Raw genomic sequence first — 22,595 nt, forward strand, 5'->3', positions numbered from 1 at the left:
AGACCACCTGGGCGGGGTGCGGTCAGCACGTCGACGCCGTGCGCCAGTCCGTGCCGAGGGCCGACTGGTGCGCCGGTCACGCCGACGAGAAGCCCGCCGGCGGCCTGCTCTCCCGGTTGTTCGGCCGATGAGCGCCGCGCCCCTCACGGTCGTGATCGTCGGCGGCGTCGCGGGCGGGATGTCCGCCGCCACCCGCCTGCGCCGGCTGGACGAGTCCGCCCGCATCATCGTGTTCGAGCGCGGCCCCGAGGTGTCCTACGCCAACTGCGGCCTGCCGTACTACGTGGGCGGGGTGATCCAGGACCGCGACGCGCTGCTGCTGCAGACCCCGGCATCGCTGCACCGCCGCTTCCGGCTCGACGTGCGCGTGCGCCACGAGGTCGTCCGCATCGACACGGACCTGCGGATCGTCGAGGTCGAGGGTCCGGACGGGCAGCGCGTGCGCCAGGCGTACGACCGCCTCGTGCTCGCCACGGGAGCCCGTCCGCGCCGCGACGAGCCGCACGCGGGCGTGCCCGTGCGCAGTCTCCGCACGGTGGAGGACGCCGACGCGATCCACGCCACGCTGCGCCCCGGGCTGCCCGTGGTCGTGGTCGGCGGCGGGTACACCGGGCTGGAGGCCGTGGAGAACCTCGTCGCCCGCGGCGCCACGGTCACCCTCGTACAGCGCGGACGGCAGCTGCTCACGCCGCTCGACCCCGAGATGGCCGCGCCGCTCGCGGAGGAGCTGCGAGCGCACGGCGTGGACGTACGGCTCGGCGTCGAGGTCACCGCCTCCGCGCCGGGGGCCGTGACGCTCAGCGACGGCAGCGTCGTGCCGGCGGAGTTCGTGGTGGACGCATCCGGCGTGGTGCCCGAGGTCGGACTCGCGCAGGCCGCGGGCCTCCGTCTCGGCGAGACGGGCGGCATCGCGGTGGACGAGGCCTGCCGCACCAGTGCTCCCGACGTGTTCGCGGTGGGCGACGGCGTGGAGAAGGACGACCTCGTGGGTGGCGGTCCCGCGCTCGTCACGATGGCGGGCCTCGCGAACCGGCACGGCCGCATGGTGGCCGACCTCATCGCCGGCAGGGAGGCGTCCGCACGACCGGCCGCCGGTACCGGCATCGTCGGCGTGTTCGGGCTCGCGTTCGCCAAGACGGGCTGGAGCGAACGACAGCTCCGTGCCGCTGGTCGCGAGTACCTCGCCGTGCACGTGCACCCCGGGTCGCACGCGGGCTACTACCCCGGCGCGGAGACGCTGTCGATGAAGCTGCTGGCCGACCCCGCGAGCGACCGCATCCTGGGCGCACAGGTGGTGGGGCGCGACGGCGTGGACAAGCGCATCGACGTGATCGCGACCGCGATGCAGGCGGGGGTCACGGCCACGGGGCTCGCCGAGCTCGAGCTCGCCTACGCCCCGCAGTTCGGGTCGGCGAAGGACCCGGTGAACCTGCTCGGCTACGTGGCGGAGAACACCCGCACCGGCACCACGCCCACGGTGCAGTGGCACGAGCTCGACGAGACCGTGCGGTCGGGGGCCGCGCTGATCGACGTGCGCTCACCCGCGGAGCACGCGGCGGGGGCGATTCCCGGCGCGACCAACCTCCCGCTGGACGAGCTGCGCGACCGCCTCGACGAACTGCCGCCCGGCCCGCTCGTGGTGCACTGCCAGGTGGGGCTCCGCGGGCACATCGCCACGCGGCTGCTGCGTCAGCACGGGCGCTCGGTGCGCAACCTCGACGGCGGCTACCGCACCTGGCGCGACGGCACGGCCTCCGCGGTCGCCTGAGCCCGCACCGGGGTCGCTCGCGGGCTCGTCCTGGCGCGGTGACTCAGACCAGGCGCGCGGTGGTGCCGCGCACGTTGAGCTCGAACGGCAGCGCGGCCGGAGGGTGTGCGACCTCGGGGTCCGTCAGCTTCGCCAGCACCGCGTCGGCCGCGCGCTCGCCCTGCCCGAGCGGGAACTGGTCGACCGTGGTGAGCCGGAAGAACTCGCCGAGCTCGTGGCCGTCGATGCCGACGATCGACAGGTCTTCCGGCACCCGGAAACCGAGGTCGCGTGCCGCGAGGAGTGCGCCGATCGCCATCTCGTCCGACGCGGCGAACACCGCGGTCGGGCGCGGTCCCGGCCGTCCGAGGAGCTGCTTGGCGGCGCGATACCCGCCCTCGACCGTGAAGTCCGCCGGCTCCAGGAACGCGGGCTGCAGCGGGATCCCGGCCGTCGCGAGCGCCCGCTCGAAACCCAGGCGCCGGTTGGTGGGGATGTGGAAGTCGATGTCGAACTCGGGGTTCGCGCCGATGTGGGCGATGTCGGTGTGGCCGAGCCCGATCAGGTGCTCCGTGGCGAGCTGCGCCACCGCGACGTCGTCGACCGTGAGCGTGTCGAGCTTCGGGTTGGGGCCCCCGATCGCGATCACCGGCAGCCCGAGGTCGAGCAGCTGCTGCGTCTCGTCCTCGTCGAGCTCGATCGACACGGCGATCACGGCATCCACGCGCTGCCGCCGCAGGAACGTGTCGAACACGTGCCGCCGCACGTCCTCGTCCGCCGTGATGTTGTAGAGCGTGATGTCGTAGCCCGCCCGCATCAGCGCGGCGGACACCCCCGACAGCACCGTGCTGAAGAACCAGCGGTCGAGGAACGGCACCACCACGCCCACGTTGCGCGTGCGCCCGGAGGCGAGGCTCGAGGCGCGCGACGACACCACGTAGCCGAGCGACTGCGCCGCCGCCCGCACGCGTTCGCGCGCCGACTCCGAGACCTGCCCGCGGCCGCTGAGGGCGCGGGAGACGGTGGCGGTGGAGACGCCCGCGAGCCGGGCGACCTCGTCGATGCTCGCCATGGGTCCTCCTGGGTCCGGTCCTGCCACGGTCGCACGGGCGGGGGCGCCGCCGGTGCGACCGTGACGGGAACGCGTGGGATCAGGCCGCGGTGGTGTACCAGACGGCGGTGTCGACCGGGAGGGCCGGGCCGTCGAACGGCTGGCTGCGCAGCACGATCAGTGCGTCGGCCGGGAGGTCGAGCGGCTCGGTGCCGAGGTTGGCGAGCACGTGCACGTCGCCGCGGCGGAAGGCCACCGCGTCGGGTCCCGCGTCCTCCCACACGAGCGAACCGGTGCCGAAGCCGTAGTCGCGGCGGCCGGCGAGCAGGCGCTTGTACAGGGCGAGGGTCGACGCGGGGTCGACCTCCTCCACGTCGCGCGCGTACGCGGCCCAGTCGGCCGGCTGCGGCAGCCACGACAGCCCGGTGTCGTTGAAGCCGAACGCGGGCGCCTCGGCCTCCCACGGCAGGGGCACGCGGCAGCCGTCGCGGCCGTAGCGCTTGCCGTTGGTGCGGAACCACGTGGGGTCCTGCCGGAACTCGTCCGGGATCTCCATGGCCTCGGGCAGTCCGAGCTCCTCGCCCTGGTACAGGTAGGCCGAGCCGGGGAGCGCGAGCATCAGGGTGGTCGCGGCGCGGGCGCGGGCCAGGCCGATCGCGGTGTCGGGCTTGTCGGGGGTGTTCGGCCCGATGCCCTCGCCCTGCGGGTTCTCGGCCGTGAGCGCGAGGCGCGAGGCGTGCCGCACGACGTCGTGGTTCGAGAGCACCCACGTGCTGGGGGCGCCGACGGCACCGAACTCGTCGAGCGATTCGCGGATCACGTCGCCCAGGGCCTTCGCGTCCCACTCCGTCATCAGGTACGGGAAGTTGAAGGTCTGGTGCATCTCGTCGGGACGCACCCACAGCGCGGTCTGCTGGAGGGTGGGCATCCACGCCTCACCGCACAGCGCCCGGTCGCCGTCGTACTCCGCGAGCACGCGGTGCCAGTCGCGGTAGATCTCGTGCACGCCGTCCTGGCCCCAGTACGGGACGTTCGACTCGCCGCCGCCCATGGAGTCGGCGTCGGTGGGCGGCGTGTAGTCGGGCAGTCCCTCGGTCTTGATCATGCCGTGGGCCACGTCGACCCGGAAACCGTCGACGCCGCGATCGAGCCAGAAGCGCAGGATCGAGCGGAACTCCTCCTGCACCTCCTCGTTGTTCCAGTCGAAGTCGGGCTGGGTGGCGTCGAAGATGTGCAGGTACCACTGGCCCGGCGTGCCGTCGGCCTCGGTGACGCGCTGCCACATGCCGCCCCCGAACACGGACTCCCAGTTGTTGGGCGGCAGTTCGCCGTTCTCGCCCTTGCCGTCGCGGAAGATGTAGCGCGCGCGCTCCGGGCTGCCGGGCCCCGCCGCGAGGGCGGCCTGGAACCACGGGTGCTGATCGGACGAGTGGTTGGGCACCAGGTCGACGATCACGCGGATGCCGCGGTCGTGCGCGGCGGTGAGCATCTCGTCGAAGTCGGCCAGCGTGCCGAACAGCGGGTCGACGCCGCGGTAGTCGGCCACGTCGTAGCCGGCGTCGCGCTGCGGGCTCGTCATGAACGGGCTCAGCCAGATCGCGTCGACGCCGAGCTCCTGAAGGGCGTCGAGGCGGCGCGTGATGCCCGGCAGGTCGCCGATGCCGTCGCCCGAGGCGTCCGCGAAGGAGCGGGGGTAGATCTGGTAGATGACGGCGCTGCGCCACCACTCGGAACCGGGGGCTGCGAACTGTTCGAGCTGTGCCATGCGAACAGGCTACTGCAAACGCTTACACTCACACCACCGTGCGGATCGAATCGGTTCGGAGAGCCACGGATCCCCGGTCCGCGATGGAGTGTTTCCATCGCCAGTCCGGGTGCCGTCGCCGACACCCGGACGGGCGGGGAGCCGGTGTCACGGCGTGGGCATGCCGCCGTTCACGTTCAGCGTCTCACCCAGCACGTAGCTCGACTCGGGCGAGGCGAGGAACACGTAGGCGGGGGCGAGTTCGGCGGGCTGCCCCATGCGGCCGAGCGGGGTGTCCTGACCGAACTGCGCGATCTTCTCCTGCGGCTGGCCGTCGCTCGGTTGCAGCGGCGTCCAGATCGGCCCGGGTGCCACCGCGTTCACGCGGATGCCCTTCGGCGCGAGCTGCTGGGCGAGGCCCTTCGTGAACGCGTTGATCGTGGACTTCGTCGAGGCGTAGTCGACCAGGATGTCCGACGGCGAGTAGGCCTGGATCGACGTCGTGTTGATGATGGTCGAGCCCGCGGGGAGGTGCGGCAGAGCGGCCTTCGTGATCCAGAACATGGCGTACACGTTGGTCTTGAAGGTGTCGTCGAACTGCTCGTCGGTCAGGTCGGTGAGCGACTCGCGATACACCTGCTTGCCGCCGTTGTTGACGAGGATGTCGAGCCCGCCCAGCGCCGCCACCGCCTCGGCCACGAGCGTGCGGCAGTACTCGGGGTCGCGCAGGTCGCCCGGGATCGTGGCGACGGTCGCTCCCGCCTCGCGGAGAATGCCCGCGATGCGGCTGGCGTCCTCCTCCTCCTCGGGCAGGTAGGAGATGGCCACGTCGGCGCCCTCGCGGGCGAACGCGATCGCGGTGGCGGCGCCGATGCCCGAGTCGCCGCCCGTGATCAGCGCCTTGCGCCCGGTGAGGCGCCCGGTGCCACGGTAGGTGTCCTCGCCGAGGTCGGCCTTCGGGGTCAGGTCGGCGTCGAGGCCCGGCTCCGGCAGGTGCTGCTTCTGCGGCTGGATGTCGGCGTAGAGCTCGGCCGGGTTCGTGAAGGTGTACTGGTCGCGGGACATGGTCGTCCTTTCCGGGGGATCGTGGACAGGCCCCCCATCGTGCGACCGGCCCCGACCGGTCGCAAACGCCTTGCACGGCGTCTTCGCCTTTGATACGCGCGCACGGCTCGCCATATCGCACGCGAGATGTGGACGAAAGGCACTTCACCGGCGTGTCGCCATCTGGCACATTCGGTAGCGTGCCCCCCGCTCCGTCCCGTTCCCCGCGCCGACCGGGCCCCGCTCGCGTCGTGTCCGCTCGTCGTGCCGCCCCGCTGACCGCCGTCGCCGCCCTGGTCGCCGCGGCCGTGCTGATCGGTGCGGCGCCCGCGATGTCCGATAGCCGCAGCCCGCGCGCCGAGAGCGGAGGAGACGTGACGGCCGACCCTGCGGCATCGGTCGCCCTGGCCTACGAGTTCCTCGATGCCCGGGTCGACGAGTTCTGCGACGGGGCGGGCCACTGCCTGCCGCGCAGTTACCAGGGCGGCTTCTTCACCGATCTGCCGACCTGGGACTTCACGCCCTCGTTCGTGTACGACGACGCCCTCGTGGTGATCGCCTACACGGCCCGTGGGCTGCCCGACGACCTGCGCCGCGCGAGGGCCATCGGCGACACCCTCCTCTTCGTGCAGGACGAGGATCCGATCGGCGACGGTCGCACGCGGGCGTCGTACGAGCCCCACGGCATCCGGCAGGGGCGGGTCGAGATCACCGGTCCGGGTAGCTTCACCGGCAACCAGGCGTGGGTGGGCATGGCGTTCGCGCGCCTGTTCCACGCGACGGGGGAGCAGAAGTACCTCGACGGCGCCCTGCGCACGGCGCAGTGGATCCAGGACAACACCGCCGACACGACCCGCGCCCCCTACGGCTACACGGGCGGGCAGACCGACACGGGTGCCGTGCTGGAGTGGAAGTCCACCGAGCACAACGCCGACGTCGCCGGCTTCTTCGCCCAGCTCGCCCAGCTCACGGGCGACGCGGTGTGGGCGCAGCGCTCTGCCGTGGCGGCGGCCTTCGTCGCGGCGATGCAGAGCGCGGACGGCCACGTCGACACCGGCACCCTGCTCGACGGCAGCACCGTCAACACCCACCCCGTCCCCCTCGACGCGCAGACGTGGAGCGGGCTCGGCACGGGAGACGCCCGCTACGGCGCGGCGGTGGACTGGACGCTCGGGCACCTGATGGCCACGGACGGCCCGTACCGCGGTCCGTCGATCAGCGACGTGGACGTGTCGAAGGTGTGGTTCGAGGGGAGCGGGCACCTGGCCCTGGCGCTGAAGCTCCGCGGTGCGGCCGGGGATGCGGCGCAGGCCGACGACCTGCTCGCCGACATCCGGCTGGCGCAGCGCGACGCGGAGAACGGCGACGGCAAGGGCATCGTGGCGACCTCGACCGACGGACTCGACTCGGGCTTCGGCGACCTGTACTACGCGAGCCTGCACACCGGGACGACCGCGTGGTACCTGCTCGCCGCGGCGGGGGACAACCCCTTCGCGCTGCCCTCCACCTGACGCGGCGGGGAGGCGTTACGCGGCGACCCGGGCGACCGCGGCGATCGCGCTCGCGAAGAAGCCCAGACCGTCGACGCCGCTGCGCATCGCGACCGCGGTGTCGGGCCCGAAGCCGGGCTCGGTGGCGTGCTCGGGGTGCGGCATGAGTCCGACCACGTTGCCGGCCTCGTTCGTCAGACCCGCGATGTCGCGCAGCGAGCCGTTCGGGTTGACGCCGGCGTAGCGGAACGCCACCAGCCCCTCGCCCTCGATGCGGTCGAGCGTCTGCTCGTCGGCGATGTAGCCGCCGTCGGCGTTCTTCAGCGGGATGACGATCTCCTGGCCGGAGCGGAAGGCGTTGGTCCAGGCGGTGTCGGCGTTCTCGACCGTGAGGCGCTGGTCGCGGCGCACGAAGTGCTGGTGGTTGTTGCGGATGAGGCCGCCGGGAAGCAGGTGCGCCTCGACGAGCATCTGGAAGCCGTTGCAGATGCCGAGCACGGGCATGCCCTTGGCGGCGGCGTCCTTCACCTCGGTCATGATCGGGGAGAGCGCGGCGATGGCTCCGGCGCGCAGGTAGTCGCCGTAGCTGAAGCCCCCGGGCAGCACGAGCGCGTCGACGCCCTCGAGGTCGTGCGAGCCGTGCCACAGCGCGACCGGCTCGGCACCGGCGAGCCGGACGGCGCGCTGCGCGTCGACGTCGTCGAGCGAGCCGGGGAACGTAACGACCCCGATGCGCGTGGTCACTCGGCCACCTCGATGCCCACCACGTCTTCGATCACGGCGTTCGAGAGCACCTCGTCGGCGAGGCGCTGCGCCTCGGCGAGCACCTCGTCGGTGACCTCGCCCTCGACCGTGAGCTCGAAGCGCTTGCCGATGCGCACGTCGGTGAAGCCCTCCACGCCCAGGCGGGCGAATGCGCCGGACACGGCCTTCCCCTGGGGGTCGAGCAGTTCGGGCTTGGGCATGACGTCGACGACGATGGTGGGCATGAACGGCTCCGGGAGTCGCGGGTGGACGGGCGGGACCAGTCTACTGCCCCGGCCGGAGGGGCTCACGCCGAGTGGAAGACCGTGTGCAGGTCGCCGATCGCCTCGCGACCGCCGAGGCCGTCGATCTCGAACAGCACCGAGATCCCGGCCACGTGACTGCCGAGGCGCTCGACGAGCTGGCGCCCCGCGGCGAGGGTGCCGCCGGTGGCGAGCACGTCGTCGATGAGCAGCACCCGGGAGCCGGCGGGCAGGTCGTCGTGCATCTCGATGGTGGCGGTGCCGTACTCCAGCGCGTAGTCCACGGAGGCGGCGGGGCGCGGGAGCTTGCCGGCCTTGCGGATGGGGATCAGGCCCACCCCGGCGGCGATCGCCGCGGCTCCGGCCAGGATGAAGCCCCGCGCCTCGATCCCGGCGACCACGTCGAACTGTCCCGCGAAGGGTTCGATGATCGCCTCGGTGGTGACGCGGAGGGCCTCGGCGTCGGCGAGGAGCGGCGTGATGTCGCGGAAGACGATGCCGGGCTCCGGGTAGTCGGGGATGCTGCGGATCAGCGAGGCGGCGCGGGTGAGGGCGGGGGACAGGGTGGCTTCGGGCACCGGTCAAGGGTACGCCGGGTCGACGGCTGCGGGGAAACGGGTGGGGTCGAGCGGGGTTGACAGTCGTGGGAGCGCTCCCATAGAGTTCACCGAAGTTCGTGGGAGCGCTCCCACGACTTCCCATGCACCACCACGCACGATCCCGCACAAAGGAGTGAACCGTGAACACACGTGCCCGCACCCGGATCCTGGCCCCCGCGGCCCTGGCATCCGTCGCCGCCCTCGCCCTCGCCGGCTGCTCCGGCAGCACCGGAGGAGACCGCGGCGACGCCGGCGAGCAGATCACGCTGACCGTGACCACGTTCGGCACCTTCGGCTACGACGACCTCTACGACGAGTACGAGAAGGCGCACCCGAACGTGAAGATCGAGGCCACCAACATCGACACCGGCGGCAACGCCCGCACCGACGCCTTCACCAAGATCGCCGCCGGCTCCGGCCTCAGCGACATCGTCGCGATCGAGGAGGGCTGGCTGGGCGCGATCATGGACGTGTCCGACACCTTCGTGGACCTGCGCGACTACGGCATCGAAGACCGCAAGGACGACTGGGTCGACTGGAAGTACGGCCAGGCCACCGACGCCGAGGGCCGCGTGATCGGCTACGGCACCGACATCGGCCCCAGCGGCATCTGCTACAACGGCGCTGCGTTCGAGGCCGCCGGCCTCCCGAGCGACCGCGAGTCCGTCGCCGAACTGCTGAACGGCGACTGGGAGAACTACTTCCAGGTCGGCGCCGACTACACCGCCGCGACCGGCAAGGCGTGGTACGACCACTCCGGCTTCGTCTGGAACGCCATGGTCAACCAGCTCGACGAGGGCTACTACACCGCCGACGGCGAGCTCAACGTGGAGGGCAACGAGGAGCTCAAGCAGCGCTTCGAGCTGCTGGGCGCGGCGACCGAGGGCGGCCAGTCCGCCGCGCAGACCGCATGGGACTGGAACGGCGGCAAGTCGTTCGTCGACGGCACGTTCGCCACGTTCGTGTGCCCCGGCTGGATGCTCGGCGTGGTGCAGGGGCAGATCGAGGCGGGCGGCGGCGACGCCTCGACCGGATGGGACTTCGCCGACGTGTTCCCCGGCGGCGCGGCCAACTGGGGCGGGGCGTTCCTCTCCATCCCCGAGAGCTCGCAGCACAAGGAGGCGGCGGCCGAGCTGGCCGACTGGCTCACGCAGCCCGAGCAGCAGGTGAAGCAGTCCGCCGCGGCCGGCAACTTCCCCTCCACGGTGAAGGCGCAGGAGACCCTGGCCGCCGACGCCACCCCGAACGCGTTCTTCAACGACGCGCCCACCGGGGCGATCCTCGCCGAGCGCGCCAAGGGCGTGGTCGCGCAGTTCAAGGGAGCGGACGACTCCGTGATCCAGGAGAACGTGTTCGGCCCCGCGCTGAGCAGCCTCGACCGCGGGGAGACCGACACCCAGGGGGCCTGGGACCAGGCCATCGGTCTGCTGAACGAGCTGGTCGGCTGACCCCGCCGGGCGTCCTTCGTCTCGTCGCTCCGCTCCTCGCTCGGGAACCGGGTTCCCGGTCCCTGAGCGTGCGAAGCGAGACGAAGGGCGCCCGCCCGACTCGAGGAAGACTCATGACCCTCACGCACGAGCGCGCCGCAACGGCCTCGCCGCCGCCGCGCCCCCGCACCGACGCCGCGCCCGCGTCGTCGTGGCGTCACCGCCTCTCGCGGTTCGACCACCGCGCCTCCCCGTACTTCTACATCTCGCCGTTCTTCCTGCTGTTCGGTCTCGTCGGCCTGTTCCCGCTGCTCTACACGGTGTGGGTCGCGGTGCACGAGTGGGACCTGCTCAAGGGCGAGGGTGACTTCGTGGGACTCGGCAACTTCGTCGAGATCCTCGGCGACGGGATGTTCTGGAACTCGATCCGCAACACCCTCAGCATCTTCCTGCTCTCCGCGATCCCCCAGCTGGCGGTCGCACTGCTGATCGCCTACCTGCTGGACCGCGGGCTGCGTGCACCCACGTTCTGGCGGATGAGCGTGCTGATCCCGTTCGTCGTCACGCCGGTCGCGGTGGCGATCATCTTCTCCAGCATCTTCAACGAGGCGGACGGCCTGGCCAACAACCTGCTGAACCTGATCGGCATCGCCGACCAGCAGTGGAAGCACGACACGGTGCTCTCGCACATCGCGATCGCGGTGATGGTGAACTTCCGCTGGACCGGCTACAACGCCCTCATCCTGCTGGCGGCGATGCAGGCCGTGCCACGCGACCTGTACGAGTCCGCCGCGCTGGACGGCGCCGGCTCGGCACGGCGGTTCTTCTCCATCACGATCCCCACCATCCGCCCGACGCTCATCTTCGTGATCATCACCGCGACGATCGGCGGCCTGCAGATCTTCGCCGAACCGCGGCTGTTCGACGTCTCGACCGCGGGCGGCATCGGCGGCAGCGACCGGCAGTTCCAGACCACGGTGCTGTTCCTGTGGGAGCTGGCGTTCTTCCGCCGCAACCTCGGCGAGGCGTCGGCGGTCGCGATCCTGCTGTTCCTGCTGATCGTGGGGATCGGCCTGATCAACTTCCTGATCTCGCGGCGCATCTCCACCGGCGACGCCCCGAGGAACCGCGCGGCCCGACGCCGCGCCCGCACCACCGCAACGGAGGAGGCACGATGACCGCCACCCAGGCCCTCAGCGTCCCGGAGCGGATCCGCCGCCGTCGCGGTGCGGCGTCCGGCACGGCAGGCATCGGCAGCCGCCCCGGCTTCCTCACCTACGGACTGCTCACGGCGTTCGTGCTCGGCAGTGCTTACCCGCTGTGGTGGTCGTTCGTGGTGGCGAGCGGCACGAACGCCACCCGGGGCGAGACACTGCCGCTGGTCCCCGGCGGCAACTTCCTCGCCAACGCGGCCAAGGTGTTCGACGCGATCCCGTTCTGGCTCGCGCTCGGCAACTCCGTGCTGATCTCCTCGATCATCACGCTGTCGGTCGTCACGTTCTCCACGCTCGCCGGTTACGCGTTCGCCAAGCTGCGCTTCCGCGGCCGCGACGGCCTCATGGTGTTCGTGATCGCCACCATGGCGATCCCGACGCAGCTCGGCATCATCCCGCTGTTCATGCTGATGCGCGAGCTGGGGTGGACCGGCACGATCGGCGCGGTGATCGTGCCCACGCTCGTGACCGCGTTCGGGGTGTTCTTCATGCGGCAGTACCTGGTGGACGTCATCCCGGACGAGCTGATCGAGGCCGCCCGTATGGACGGCGCCGGGCAGTTCCGCACCTTCCTGACGGTCGGCGTCCCCGCCGCCCGTCCGGCGATGGCGATCCTCGGGCTGTTCACGTTCATGACGGCATGGACCGACTACCTGTGGCCGCTGATCGTGCTCTCCCCCCAGAACCCGACCCTGCAGACGGCGCTCAGCCAGCTGCAGTCGGGCTACTACATCGACTACTCGATCGTGCTCGCCGGTGCGGTGCTCGCGACCCTTCCCCTGCTCGTGCTCTTCGTGGCCGCGGGCCGGCAGCTGGTCAGTGGCATCATGGCGGGCGCGGTGAAAGGATGACCCCTATGACGCGTGCCTTCCCCTCGGACTTCCTCTTCGGCGCGGCGACGGCGGCCTACCAGATCGAGGGCGCCGCCTTCGAGGACGGGCGCACCGCCTCCATCTGGGACGCGTTCTCGCGCGAGCCCGGTGCCGTGGTCGGCGGCGACAACGGGGACGTGGCGTGCGATCACTACCACCGCTACCCGCAGGACGTGGCGCTCATGCGCGACCTGGGACTGCAGACGTACCGGTTCTCCACCTCGTGGGCGCGCGTGCGGCCGGACGGCGGGGCGGTCAACCGGGCGGGCGTGGACTTCTACAGCCGGCTGGTCGACGAGCTGCTCGACGCCGACATCCTCCCCTGGCTCACGCTGTACCACTGGGACCTGCCGCAGGCGCTGCAGGAGAACGGGGGCTGGACGAACCGCGACGTCGTCTCGCGCTTCCTGGAGTACGCGGGCACCGTGCACGACGCGCTGGGCGACCGCGTGAACGTGTGGACCACGCTGAACGAGCCGTGGTGTTCGTCGTTCCTCTCCTATACGGGCGGCGAGCACGCGCCGGGGCACACCAGCATCGCGGAGGGACTGCTCGCCTCGCACCACCTGCTGCTCGCCCACGGCGCCACGGTGCGCGAGCTGCGCGGCCGCGACTCGTCGCTCAACCTCGGCATCACGCTCAACCACACCGTGGCCGACCCCGCCGATCCGCAGAACCCGGCCGACGTCGACGCTGCGCGGCGGGTGGACGGGCAGTTCAACCGCTGGTTCCTCGACCCCATCTACCGCGGCGCCTACCCCGCGGACGTCGTGGAGGACATCCGCGCGGTCGACCCGGAGGCGGTGGCGCGGTTCGAGGCCGCGGTGCACGACGGCGACCTCGCCACCATCGCGCAGCCGATCGACACGCAGGGCGTGAACTACTACCACGGCGACCTGGTCTCGGGCACGGCCCCCGCGCCCGCCGACACGCCGGAGGTCGAGGGTCCGGCGACCTCCCGTCCCACGCGCAGCCCGTATCCGTCGAGCGAGGGCATCCACGCGGTCGAGCGCGGGCTGCCCCGCACGGCGCAGCACTGGGAGGTGCAGCCGGAGGGGCTGACCCGGCTGCTGCGCCGCATCTGGACGGAGTACGCCGAGCCCGCCGGGACCGTGCTGTACGTGACGGAGAACGGTGCCGCCTACGACGACCAGCCCGTGGTGGAGGACGGCCGCACGCGCGTGCACGACGCCGACCGCACGGAGTTCCTGCGCCTGCACCTGGAGGCGGTGCTGGATGCGGTCGAGGCCGGGGTGGACGTGCGCGGCTACTTCTACTGGTCGCTGTTCGACAACTTCGAGTGGGCCTGGGGCTACGACAAGCGGTTCGGCATCGTGCGCGTCGACTACGACACGCAGGAGCGGAGCCTGAAGGACTCGGCGCACGAGTACCGTCGCATCATCGCCGCCCGCTCGCTCTGAGCTCGTGTGCGCCCCGGGCCCGGGGCGAGGACTCGACCGTTCGCGCGTACCGGAACGCGTCGGCGGGCGGCCGGGGTGCCGTGTGGATGACAATAGGGCCATGGAAGAGAGCGTGCGGTGATGACGCCCAGGGCGACCATCGAGGAGGTCGCGGCGGCGGCGGGGGTCTCGCGGTCGACCGTGTCACGGGTCGTGAACGGATCGACGGCGGTGAGCCCGGAGGCGCTCGCGGCGGTGCGCGCGGCGATCGACGAGCTCAGCTACGTGCCCAACCGGGCGGCGCGTTCCCTGGCGTCGCGGCAGACGCACGCGATCGCGCTGATCGTGCCGGAGGACACCACGCGGTTCTTCGGCGACCCGTTCTTCGCGGCCATCGTCGCGGGCATCACGGGGGCGCTCGGCAGCTCGGACTACCTGCTCAACCTGCTCATCGCGAGCGATGATCCCGGCGACAAGATGACGAGCTTCGTGCGCAACGGCGGCGTCGACGGTGCGCTCATCGTGTCGCACCACGCGAGCGACGCCTTCGTGGATCGCATCGCCGACGCCGTGCCCGTGGTGTTCGGCGGGCGGCCGGTGCGCCGCAGCGCGGGCGACTACGTGGTGGACGTCGACAACGTGGCCGGGGCGCGCGTGGGCACGCAGCACCTCATCGACATCGGGCGCACCCGCATCGCGACCATCTCCGGCCCGCTGTCGATGATCTCCTCGACCGACCGCGTGCAGGGTTTCCGCGCCGCGCTCGCGGAGGCCGGGCTCACGCCGTTCGGCGAGGAGGAGGGCGACTACAGCGAGGCGAGCGGGGCCGAGGCGGCGCGACGCCTGCTGGCGGCCGGTCGGCCCGATGCGATCTTCGTGGCGAGCGACCTGATGGCGCGCGGTGCCCTGACGGCGTTGCGCGCGGCGGGCGTGCGGGTGCCGGACGACATCGCGCTGGTCGGCTTCGACGACTCCTCGGTGGCGGTCAGCACGGATCCGCAGCTGACCACCGTGCGGCAGCCGATGTACGCGCAGGGCGAGTCGATGGCGCGCGTGCTGCTGTCGCGGCTGGCGGGGGAGGACCCGCCGCAGACCACGATCCTGCCGACCGAGCTCGTGGTGCGCGGCTCGGCCTGACGCGCGCACGGGTGCGGCCCTGACGCCCCCTCATGGCCAGGGAAGCACCCGTGCGTCGGGTGATGGGCGAACCCACACGAACGCATGAACTGAACAGGCGTTCAACGTACACGCTACACGGCGCGGCGATATTCTGGTTAGCCCCCGGGAGGTGGTCGCCGCATGGCCCGAACCGACGAGCAGAACCGCCAGGCCCGCGAACGCGCCCGAGAGAACATCCTCCAGGCGGCGATCGCGGTCTTCAGCGAGCGTGGCGTGGCGGGTGCCAGCATCGCCGAGATCACCTCGCGCGCCGGCGTCGCGCAGGGTCTCGTCAACTACCACTTCGGCGGGAAGGACCAACTGGTCGCCGCCGTGATCGACCGCTGGTTCGAGACCGTCCTCGAGCTCGCGCGCGTGGACGGCACTCCCGACGAGATGCTGGCCGCGATCATCGACGGCGCCCTCATGGCCACCGCTTTCGCGATGCCGCTGCAGCGCGCCGTGCTGGCGATGCAGCAGCAGCCGTCCACCCACCGCCTGTTCGCCGAGTCGGAGCAGCGTCACGCCGACGCCGCGACCGCGGCCGAGGATGCCGTGCGCGACGTGTTCCGCGCGCGCGGCGCCGAAGACCCCGGGCTCGAAGAGGTCATGCTCCGCAGCACGCTCGAGGGCGTGTTCGTGAAGTACTGCGTCTACGGCGACACCTACCCGCTGGAGGAGGCGCGGCGGTGGCTGCACCGGAGGTACGGGCTGCCCGAGCCCGCACAACCGATGCCGCTCGACGTGCCGGCGCCCACGGGGGAGCCGCGGCCACGCGCCACCGCGGCCCTGCGCCCCGCGGAGGCATCCGACTGATCGTGCGGCTCGGGCGTCGCGGTCAGTCGAGGTGCATGCGCCCGAACGCGCCCAGCACCACCCGTTCGGACTGCACCAGGTAGCGCTCCAGCTCGGCGGCCCCCGCCTCCGCGCCGCGGCTCAGGAAGGTGTCGAGCACGGCGCGGTTCTTGCGCACGAACGGCTCGTGCAGCGCCCGCGGGTCATCGATCTTCAGGAACGCCAGGCGCAGTTCGGCCGCGACGTTGCGGTACGTGCGGGCCAGGCGCGGGCTGTCGGCGAGGTCGACCAGCGCCACGTGGAACGCCATGTTGGCGCTGCCCACCGTGCGCCACGCGGCCGCATCGTCGCGCGCGACACCGGCCACGGCGGCCTCGGCCGACGCGACCGCTTCCCTCATGCGCTGCACCGCGGGGTGCTCCGGTTCGGACTGGCGCAGGGCCGTGCACTCGATGACGCGGCGGGCGCGGTAGATGTCGATCACGTCGGCGATCGACGGCGATGCCACGGAGACGCCGCGGTGCGGCACGTGCTCCACCAGGCCCTGCTCCGCGAGCACGCGGAACGCCTCGCGGAGGGTGTTCCGCGACACCTCGAAGTGGTCGGCCAGCGCGGATTCGGACAGGCGGGAGCCGGGGGCGAAGTCGCCGTCGATGATGCGCTGACGGAGCACGTCGGCGAGCGGGCCCTGCGGGTTCATGCCTTCATCGTAGGTGCGGGGCGGGCGGCGGCCGTGGATCGGGGGGCCGCAGGAATCACACGACGGCAATCGTGCTGTAGCACGACGGAAACATGATTGTTGAACAATCGAGCCCTGTCCGTTCTACACTGGGGGTCACCCGACACCCACCAACGACGATGGGACCCCCCTATGTCCGAGCAGTCCACCGCCTCCCTCTCCCCCGAGGACGAAGCCCGCGCCGCCCACGCGAAGAAGCGCGCCGGGCGCAGCGCCGTCATCGGCGCCATCTTCCTTATGGCCACGAGCGCCATCGGCCCCGGCTTCATCACGCAGACGGCCACGTTCACGGCGCAGATGGGGGCCGCGTTCGCCTTCGCCATCCTGGTGTCGATCCTGGTCGATATCGCCGTGCAGCTGAACATCTGGCGCATGATCACCTCCTCCGGCAAGCGCGCCGGCGAGCTCGCCAACAGCGCCATCCCCTTCTCCGGCCACGTGATCGCCGTGCTCGTGGTGATCGGCGGCCTGGCGTTCAACATCGGCAACATCGCCGGTGGCGGCCTCGGCCTCAACGCGCTGCTCGGCATCGACGCCAAGCTCGGCGGCGCCCTCACCGCGGCGCTCGCCATCATCATCTTCCTGGTGAAGAAGGCCGGCAAGGTGATGGACGTCGTGCTCATCATCCTCGGCGTCGGCATGATCGTGATGACGCTCGTGGTCGCCCTGATCGCACAGCCGCCCATCGGCGACGCACTGCGGCAGACGTTCGTGCCCGACCAGCTCAACTTCGCCACCATCACCACGATCGTCGGCGGCACCGTCGGCGGCTACATCACCTACTCGGGCGCCCACCGCTACCTCGACTCCGGTCACGTCGGTCCCCAGTACGCCAAGCCCGTGATGCGCGCCGCGACCAACGGCATCCTCGTCACCGGCATCATGCGGTACGTGCTGTTCCTCGCCATCCTCGGCGTCGTGGCCTCCGGCGTCGCGCTCGACCTCTCCTCGCAGGCCGCGAACCCGGCCGGCCAGGCGTTCGGCGCCGTGCTCGGCGACGCCGGACTGCGCATCTTCGGCGCGATCTTCTGGGCCGCCGCGATCAGCTCGGTCATCGGTGCGGCCTACACCTCGGCCACGTTCCTGTCGACCTTCACGGCGAAGCTCCGCGGCGGCTGGCCGCTGCAGCTCGCCACGGTCGCGTTCATCGTCGTGTCCCTCGCGGTGTACCTCTCGATCGGCACCGCCCCGGCCGCGATCCTCGTGTTCGTCGGCGGCTTCAACGGCCTCATCCTGCCGATCGGCCTCACGGTGTTCATGTACATCGGCTGGTTCCGCCGCGACCTGCTCGGCGACCGGAAGTACCCGATGTGGCTGCTGATCGCCGGTACCGTCGTGACCGCCCTCACCTGGTACATGGGCGCCGTGTCGATCGGCCCCATCTTCGCCTTCCTCGGAATCGGAGCGTGACGACATGGCCACCATCGACCTGAACTCGGACCTCGGCGAGAACGTCCCCGACCGGATCGTCAGCGACGACGCGAGCATGCTGCGCATCGTCACGAGCGCGAACGTGTCGTGCGGGTTCCACGCCGGGAGCCCGGAGGGCATCCGGGAGACCCTCGCGGCGGCCGTCGCGGGCGGCGTCGTGATCGGCGCCCACCCCGGCTACCGCGACTACGAGAACTTCGGCCGCACGAAGGTCGACATCGACTCCGCGACGCTCCAGGCCCACGTCGAGTACCAGCTCGGCGCGCTCCTCGGGCTCGCGGCGGCAGTGGGCGGACGGGTCTCCTACGTCAAGCCCCACGGCGCGCTCTACAACACCATCGCGCGCGACGAGCGGCAGTCGAAGGACGTGGTCGCGGCGATCCGCGCGGTCGATCCCTCGCTCGTACTGCTGGGGCTCGCGGGCGGCGTGGTGCTCGACGTGGCGCAGAAGGCCGGGCTCGCGGTGGCCGCGGAGGCCTTCGCCGACCGGGCCTACCAGCCGGACGGACAGCTGGTGTCGCGCACCGAGGAGGGCGCCGTGCTGCACGACCCCACCGCGGTCGCCGAACGCATGGTGCGGCTGGCCGCCGACGGCGTGATCCGGGCGATCGACGGCACCGACGTCGCGGTGTCCGCGCAGTCCATCTGCGTGCACGGCGACAGCCCCGGCTCGGTCGCGATGGCCGCGGAGACCCGGCGGCTGCTGCAGACCGAGGGCATCACGATCGCCCCGTTCGCGGGAGCCTGACATGCCCGTGCTCGCCACCCCCGATCAGCTCGCCGCCGCCCGCGCCGCCCGCGCCGCGCACCGGGCGGGACACTCCGCCCCCACGAGCGGCGTGGCCCCCGGGCTGACGCAGGCGAACCTGATCGCCGTGCCCGCCGACTGGGCGTTCGAGACGCTGCTGTACGCGCAGCGCAACCCCAAACCGTGCCCCGTGCTGGAGGTCATCGAGCAGGGCGAGGTCGAGTCGCGGCTCGCGCCGGGCAGCGACATCCGCACCGACATCGGCCGCTACCGCATCTGGCGCGACGGCGAGCTGGTGGAGGAGACCACCGACGCGACAGCGGCGTGGGCCGAGCAGCCCGACCTCGTGGCGTTCCTGATCGGGTGCAGCTTCACGTTCGAGACCGGGCTGGTCGAGGCGGGCATCCCGATCCGCCACCAGGAACTCGGCCGGAACGTGCCGATGTACCGCACGGCCGTGGACTGCACGCCCGCCGGACGACTGCGCGGTGAGATGGTCGTGTCGATGCGGCCCATCCCCGCCGACCGCGTGGCCGACGCCGTGCAGATCTCCGGTCGCACGCCCGCCGTGCACGGTGCCCCCGTGCACATCGGCGACCCCGGCTCGCTCGGCATCGCCGACCTGATGACCCCGGACTTCGGCGACGCCCCCGAGGTGCGGGACGGCGAGGTGCCCGTGTTCTGGGCGTGCGGCGTGACCCCCCAGGCGGCAATCATGGCGTCGAAGCCGCCGTTCGCGGTGACCCACGCCCCTGGCTACATGTTCGTGACCGACGTGCCGGATGCGGAGTACCGGGTCTGATGCGCATCCTCACGGCCTCCGACACCGCGCTGCTGGTCGAGGCGGACGACCTCGAACAGGCCATGCGCCTGAACCTCGCGTGGGACGGCGTGCCCGGCGTGGTCGAGCGCATCCCCGGGGCGCGCACGGTGCTGGTGCGGTTCGACCCGCTGCGCACCACGGCGGCCGCGCTCGCCGAGGTGCTCGCCGCGACCGAGGTCGCCGCGACCGCACTGCCGGACGCGGGCGAGGTCACGGTGCCGGTGCGCTACGACGGGGAAGACCTCGACGAGACGGCGGCCCTGCTCGGGGTGTCGGCGGACGAGCTGGTGGCGCGTCATATCGCGGCCGAGTGGCGCGTCGCGTTCTCGGGTTTCGCGCCGGGGTTCGGCTACGCGGTGAGCGGCGACGCGCTGTTCGACGTGCCGCGCCGCTCCTCTCCGCGCACGCGCGTGCCCGCGGGATCGGTCGCGCTCGCCGGAGCGTTCAGCGGCGTATACCCGCGCGAGAGCCCCGGCGGCTGGCAGCTGATCGGCCGCACGGACCTGGCCATGTGGGACATCGACCGGGACCCGCCCGCCCTCCTCGCCCCCGGGCGGCTGGTGCGGTTCGTGCGGGCCGCGCGCGAGGCCGTCACCGCGGCGGCCGAGGGCTCTCCGACCGCGGAAGAGACCCGCACGGTCGCGCTCGCCGACGACGCCCCCGCGGTGGAGGTCGTGCGCTCGTCGCTGCAGCTGCTGGTGCAGGACCAGGGCCGCCCCGGCTACGCCGCCCTGGGCGTCTCGGCCTCCGGGGTCGCGGACCGGGTGGCCATGCGCGACGCCAACCGCGCGGTCGGCAACCCCTCCGCGGCGGCCGTGCTGGAGAGCGTGGGCGGCGCGGTGCTGCGCTTCCGCGGCGCGGGCGTGGCCGCGGTGGCCGGAGCGACCGGTGCCCTCACCCTCACGGACGCCGACGGCGTGACGCGCGACCTCGGGCACGGTGCACCGTTCGCCACGGTCGACGGGGACGAGCTGACCCTCGGTCACCCCGAGCGCGGGCTGCGTGCGGTGATCGCCGTCCGGGGCGGGTTCGACGTCGCCCCGGCGCTCGACAGCCGCGCCAGCGACACGCTCGCCGGGCTCGGGCCGCGACCGCTCGTGGCGGGCGATGTCGTGGCGATCGGTAGGGCTCCGGTGACCTCGGTCGACCCGGTGCCCGTGCCGCGCGACCTCCCGGCCCCTGGCGAGGTGGTGGAGCTGGAGATCACGCTCGGCCCGCGCGACGACTGGTTCACGGCCGCCGGGGTCGCGGCGCTCACCGGGCAGCAGTGGACGGTGACCCCGCGCTCCGACCGCGTCGGCATCCGGTTGCACGGCGACGTGCCGCTGGAGCGCGCGGTGGGCGGCGAGCTGCCCAGCGAGGGGGCCGTGACCGGCGCGATCCAGGTGCCGCCCGACGGTCAGCCCGTGCTGTTCCTCCCCGACCACCCGCTGACGGGCGGCTACCCCATCATCGGCGCGCTCACCGACCGCAGCCTCGACCTCGCCGCGCAGCTGGCCCCCGGCGTGCTGCTGCGCTTCACCGTGAAGGAGACCCCATGACCCGCGTGCTGATCGCCAATCGCGGAGAGATCGCGGTGCGCGTGATCCGCGCGTGCACCGAGGCCGGCCACACCTCGGTCGCGGTGTACGCCGACCAGGACGCGGACGCTCTGCACGTGCGGCTCGCCGACGAGGCCGTGGCGCTCGGCGGCGACACCGCGGCCTCCACATACCTGTCCGTGGAGGCGCTGCTCGACGCCGCCCGCCGCACGGGGGCCGAGGCCGTACACCCCGGCTACGGCTTCCTCTCCGAGAGCGCGGCGTTCGCGCGGGCGGTGGAGGGCGCGGGACTGGTGTGGATCGGTCCGTCGCCCGAGAGCATCGACGCGCTGGGGGACAAGATGACCGCGCGGCGCATCGCCCAGCGGGTCGGCGCACCGCTCGCCGCCGGTACGGACGAGCCGCTGTCGGGGCCGGAGGAGGCCGTGGCCTTCGCCGAGGAACACGGGCTGCCGATCGCCATCAAGGCCGCGTTCGGCGGGGGCGGCCGCGGTCTCAAGGTGGTGCGGGAGCTGTCCGAGGTGGCGGCGGCGTTCGAGGCCGCGACGCGAGAGGCCGTGGCGGCGTTCGGTCGCGGCGAGTGCTTCGTGGAGCGGTTCCTGGAGAGCCCGCGGCATATCGAGGTGCAGGTGCTGGGCGACGGCCGCGGCGGCGTGGTCGTGGTGGGCGACCGCGACTGCTCGATGCAGCGCCGCAACCAGAAGCTCATCGAGGAGGCGCCGGCCCCCGGGCTCACGCCGGAACAGCGGTCGCGGTTCCACGAGGCGGCGCGGGCGATCTGCGCCGAGGTGCAGTACCGCGGCGCGGGCACGGTCGAGTTCCTGCTCGCGGCCGACGGCACGATCTCGTTCCTCGAGGTCAACACGCGCCTGCAGGTCGAGCACCCGGTGACGGAGGAGGTCACGGGCACCGACCTCGTGCGCGAGCAGTTCCGCATCGCGTTCGGCGACGGCCCCTCGTTCACCGAGACCCCGGAGCCGTCGGGTCACGCGTTCGAGTTCCGCATCAACGCGGAGGACCCCGGCCGCGGGTTCCTGCCCAGTCCCGGACGGGTCGAGGCGCTGCGCCTCCCCGGCGGGCCCGGCGTGCGGTGGGACGGCGGTGTCGAGGCGGGCGACGTGGTGCAGCCCGCGTTCGACTCGCTGATGGCGAAGCTCATCGTGCACGCGGACTCCCGCGAGGCCGCGCTCGTGCGGGCGCGTCGGGCGCTGCGCGAGCTCGGGGTAGACGGCCCGGCGACCGTGGTGCCGTTCGACCTCCGCGCGATCGACGACCCCGCGTTCGCGACCGACACCTTCGCGGTGCACACGCAGTGGATCGAGTCGGTGCTGCTGCCCACGCTCGACCTGCAGCCCCGTCCGGCCCCCGCGGCCGAGGGCGGGCTGCGACGGTTCCCCGTAGAGGTGGACGGGCGCCGCGTCGTGCTCGGGCTGCCCGCGGAGCTGCTGGCGGGTCTCGGGCGGGCGGCCGCGGGAGCCGAGGCGCAGCCGGAGCCCGCGGTGGACGCGTCCGAACTGCGGGCGCCCGCACCGGGCACGCTCGTGCGGTGGCTGGTCGAGGCGGGCGCCGAGGTCGCGGAGGGCGATCCGGTCGCGGTGCTCGACGCGATGAAGATGGAGACCACGGTCACCGCGCACCGCTCCGGCGCCCTGACCCCGCGCGCCGAGACCGGCGCGAGCCTCGCGCCGGACGCCGTGATCGCGACGATCGCCTGACGCCGCGTCCCGGGTGCGGGAGGGCGAACCGTCCCGCACCCGACGCCGGG

General features: G+C 72.3%; 20 protein-coding genes. 13 read left to right on the forward strand and 7 right to left on the reverse strand.

Translation table 11 applies throughout. The annotated features are described in order from the left end of the window. Positions 1–127: 127 nt before the first annotated feature. Positions 128–1,768, forward strand: coding sequence for an FAD-dependent oxidoreductase (locus KE274_RS01955; protein ID WP_211540655.1), 1,641 nt, complete (start codon positions 128–130; stop codon positions 1,766–1,768). 43 nt (positions 1,769–1,811) lie between these two features. On the opposite strand, the gene KE274_RS01960 is transcribed toward KE274_RS01955, so the two are convergent. The 3 genes from KE274_RS01960 to KE274_RS01970 all read right to left on the reverse strand — a co-directional run bounded on the left by KE274_RS01960 (position 1,812) and on the right by KE274_RS01970 (position 5,607). Next, on the reverse strand, positions 1,812–2,819 hold the full coding sequence (locus tag KE274_RS01960; protein WP_211540658.1) for a LacI family DNA-binding transcriptional regulator: 1,008 nt from the start codon (positions 2,817–2,819) through the stop codon (positions 1,812–1,814). A gap of 79 nt (positions 2,820–2,898) precedes the next feature. Beyond that, positions 2,899–4,563, reverse strand: coding sequence for a glycoside hydrolase family 13 protein (locus KE274_RS01965; protein WP_211540661.1), 1,665 nt, complete (start codon positions 4,561–4,563; stop codon positions 2,899–2,901). Between the two features lie 147 nt (positions 4,564–4,710). Next, positions 4,711–5,607: an SDR family oxidoreductase gene (locus KE274_RS01970; RefSeq protein ID WP_249185817.1), complete on the reverse strand. Its 897-nt coding sequence runs from the start codon at positions 5,605–5,607 to the stop codon at positions 4,711–4,713. Positions 5,608–5,837: 230 nt separating this feature from the next. On the opposite strand from KE274_RS01970, the gene KE274_RS01975 reads away from it, so the two are divergent. Next, on the forward strand, positions 5,838–7,097 hold the full coding sequence (locus KE274_RS01975; protein WP_211540663.1) for a hypothetical protein: 1,260 nt from the start codon (positions 5,838–5,840) through the stop codon (positions 7,095–7,097). Between the two features lie 15 nt (positions 7,098–7,112). On the opposite strand, the gene purQ is transcribed toward KE274_RS01975, so the two are convergent. The 3 genes from purQ to KE274_RS01990 form a co-directional block, all read right to left on the reverse strand. Next, on the reverse strand, positions 7,113–7,820 hold the full coding sequence (purQ, locus tag KE274_RS01980) for a phosphoribosylformylglycinamidine synthase subunit PurQ (protein WP_211540666.1): 708 nt from the start codon (positions 7,818–7,820) through the stop codon (positions 7,113–7,115). Then, positions 7,817–8,065: a phosphoribosylformylglycinamidine synthase subunit PurS gene (purS, locus tag KE274_RS01985; RefSeq protein WP_211540674.1), complete on the reverse strand. Its 249-nt coding sequence runs from the start codon at positions 8,063–8,065 to the stop codon at positions 7,817–7,819. Before purS ends, purQ begins: the two co-directional genes overlap by 4 nt. Before the next feature lie 62 nt (positions 8,066–8,127). Beyond that, positions 8,128–8,661 carry an adenine phosphoribosyltransferase gene (locus KE274_RS01990; RefSeq protein WP_211540675.1) on the reverse strand — a complete coding sequence of 178 codons (534 nt, stop codon included), beginning with the start codon at positions 8,659–8,661 and terminating at the stop codon, positions 8,128–8,130. A 161-nt stretch (positions 8,662–8,822) separates the two neighbouring features. Between KE274_RS01990 and KE274_RS01995 the strand changes: the two genes are divergently transcribed. The 6 genes from KE274_RS01995 to KE274_RS02020 all read left to right on the forward strand — a co-directional run bounded on the left by KE274_RS01995 (position 8,823) and on the right by KE274_RS02020 (position 15,569). Next, entirely contained in the window at positions 8,823–10,130 is a 1,308-nt protein-coding gene (locus KE274_RS01995) for an ABC transporter substrate-binding protein (RefSeq protein WP_211540677.1), read from the forward strand. Between the two features lie 113 nt (positions 10,131–10,243). Continuing rightward, positions 10,244–11,287 carry a carbohydrate ABC transporter permease gene (locus tag KE274_RS02000; RefSeq protein ID WP_211540679.1) on the forward strand — a complete coding sequence of 348 codons (1,044 nt, stop codon included), beginning with the start codon at positions 10,244–10,246 and terminating at the stop codon, positions 11,285–11,287. Beyond that, the gene (locus tag KE274_RS02005; RefSeq protein ID WP_211540681.1) at positions 11,284–12,174 is read left to right on the forward strand and encodes a carbohydrate ABC transporter permease; all 891 of its coding nucleotides are present in this window, start codon (positions 11,284–11,286) and stop codon (positions 12,172–12,174) included. The genes KE274_RS02000 and KE274_RS02005 overlap by 4 nt, the downstream gene beginning before the upstream one ends. 5 nt (positions 12,175–12,179) lie before the next feature. After that, a complete protein-coding gene (locus tag KE274_RS02010) occupies positions 12,180–13,616 on the forward strand; it encodes a GH1 family beta-glucosidase (protein WP_211540683.1) in 1,437 nt (478 codons plus the stop codon). Positions 13,617–13,733: 117 nt separating this feature from the next. Beyond that, positions 13,734–14,732, forward strand: coding sequence for a LacI family DNA-binding transcriptional regulator (locus KE274_RS02015; protein ID WP_307872122.1), 999 nt, complete (start codon positions 13,734–13,736; stop codon positions 14,730–14,732). A 162-nt stretch (positions 14,733–14,894) separates the two neighbouring features. Further along, positions 14,895–15,569, forward strand: a complete 675-nt coding sequence (locus KE274_RS02020) for a TetR/AcrR family transcriptional regulator (RefSeq protein ID WP_211540698.1) — start codon at positions 14,895–14,897, stop codon at positions 15,567–15,569. Positions 15,570–15,591: 22 nt separating this feature from the next. On the opposite strand, the gene KE274_RS02025 is transcribed toward KE274_RS02020, so the two are convergent. Then, positions 15,592–16,248: a GntR family transcriptional regulator gene (locus tag KE274_RS02025; protein WP_211540701.1), complete on the reverse strand. Its 657-nt coding sequence runs from the start codon at positions 16,246–16,248 to the stop codon at positions 15,592–15,594. Positions 16,249–16,419: 171 nt separating this feature from the next. On the opposite strand from KE274_RS02025, the gene KE274_RS02030 reads away from it, so the two are divergent. Genes KE274_RS02030 through KE274_RS02050 form a run of 5 tightly spaced genes read left to right on the forward strand, consistent with a single transcriptional unit; the run spans position 16,420 to position 22,545 of the window. Continuing rightward, entirely contained in the window at positions 16,420–17,697 is a 1,278-nt protein-coding gene (locus KE274_RS02030) for an NRAMP family divalent metal transporter (RefSeq protein WP_211540704.1), read from the forward strand. A 4-nt stretch (positions 17,698–17,701) separates the two neighbouring features. Next, positions 17,702–18,466 (forward strand): LamB/YcsF family protein, encoded by a 765-nt coding sequence (locus KE274_RS02035; protein WP_211540706.1) that lies wholly within the window; start codon positions 17,702–17,704, stop codon positions 18,464–18,466. A gap of 1 nt (position 18,467) precedes the next feature. Further along, complete coding sequence (locus tag KE274_RS02040) at positions 18,468–19,268, forward strand: putative hydro-lyase (protein WP_211540708.1); 801 nt, start codon at positions 18,468–18,470, stop codon at positions 19,266–19,268. Beyond that, positions 19,268–20,830: an urea amidolyase family protein gene (locus KE274_RS02045; RefSeq protein WP_211540709.1), complete on the forward strand. Its 1,563-nt coding sequence runs from the start codon at positions 19,268–19,270 to the stop codon at positions 20,828–20,830. The genes KE274_RS02040 and KE274_RS02045 overlap by 1 nt, the downstream gene beginning before the upstream one ends. Continuing rightward, complete coding sequence (locus tag KE274_RS02050) at positions 20,827–22,545, forward strand: acetyl/propionyl/methylcrotonyl-CoA carboxylase subunit alpha (protein ID WP_211540711.1); 1,719 nt, start codon at positions 20,827–20,829, stop codon at positions 22,543–22,545. Before KE274_RS02045 ends, KE274_RS02050 begins: the two co-directional genes overlap by 4 nt. Positions 22,546–22,595 lie beyond the last annotated feature (50 nt).

Origin of the sequence: Microbacterium paraoxydans (assembly GCF_018224615.1) — a bacterium.
Classification (GTDB): domain Bacteria; phylum Actinomycetota; class Actinomycetes; order Actinomycetales; family Microbacteriaceae; genus Microbacterium; species Microbacterium paraoxydans_B.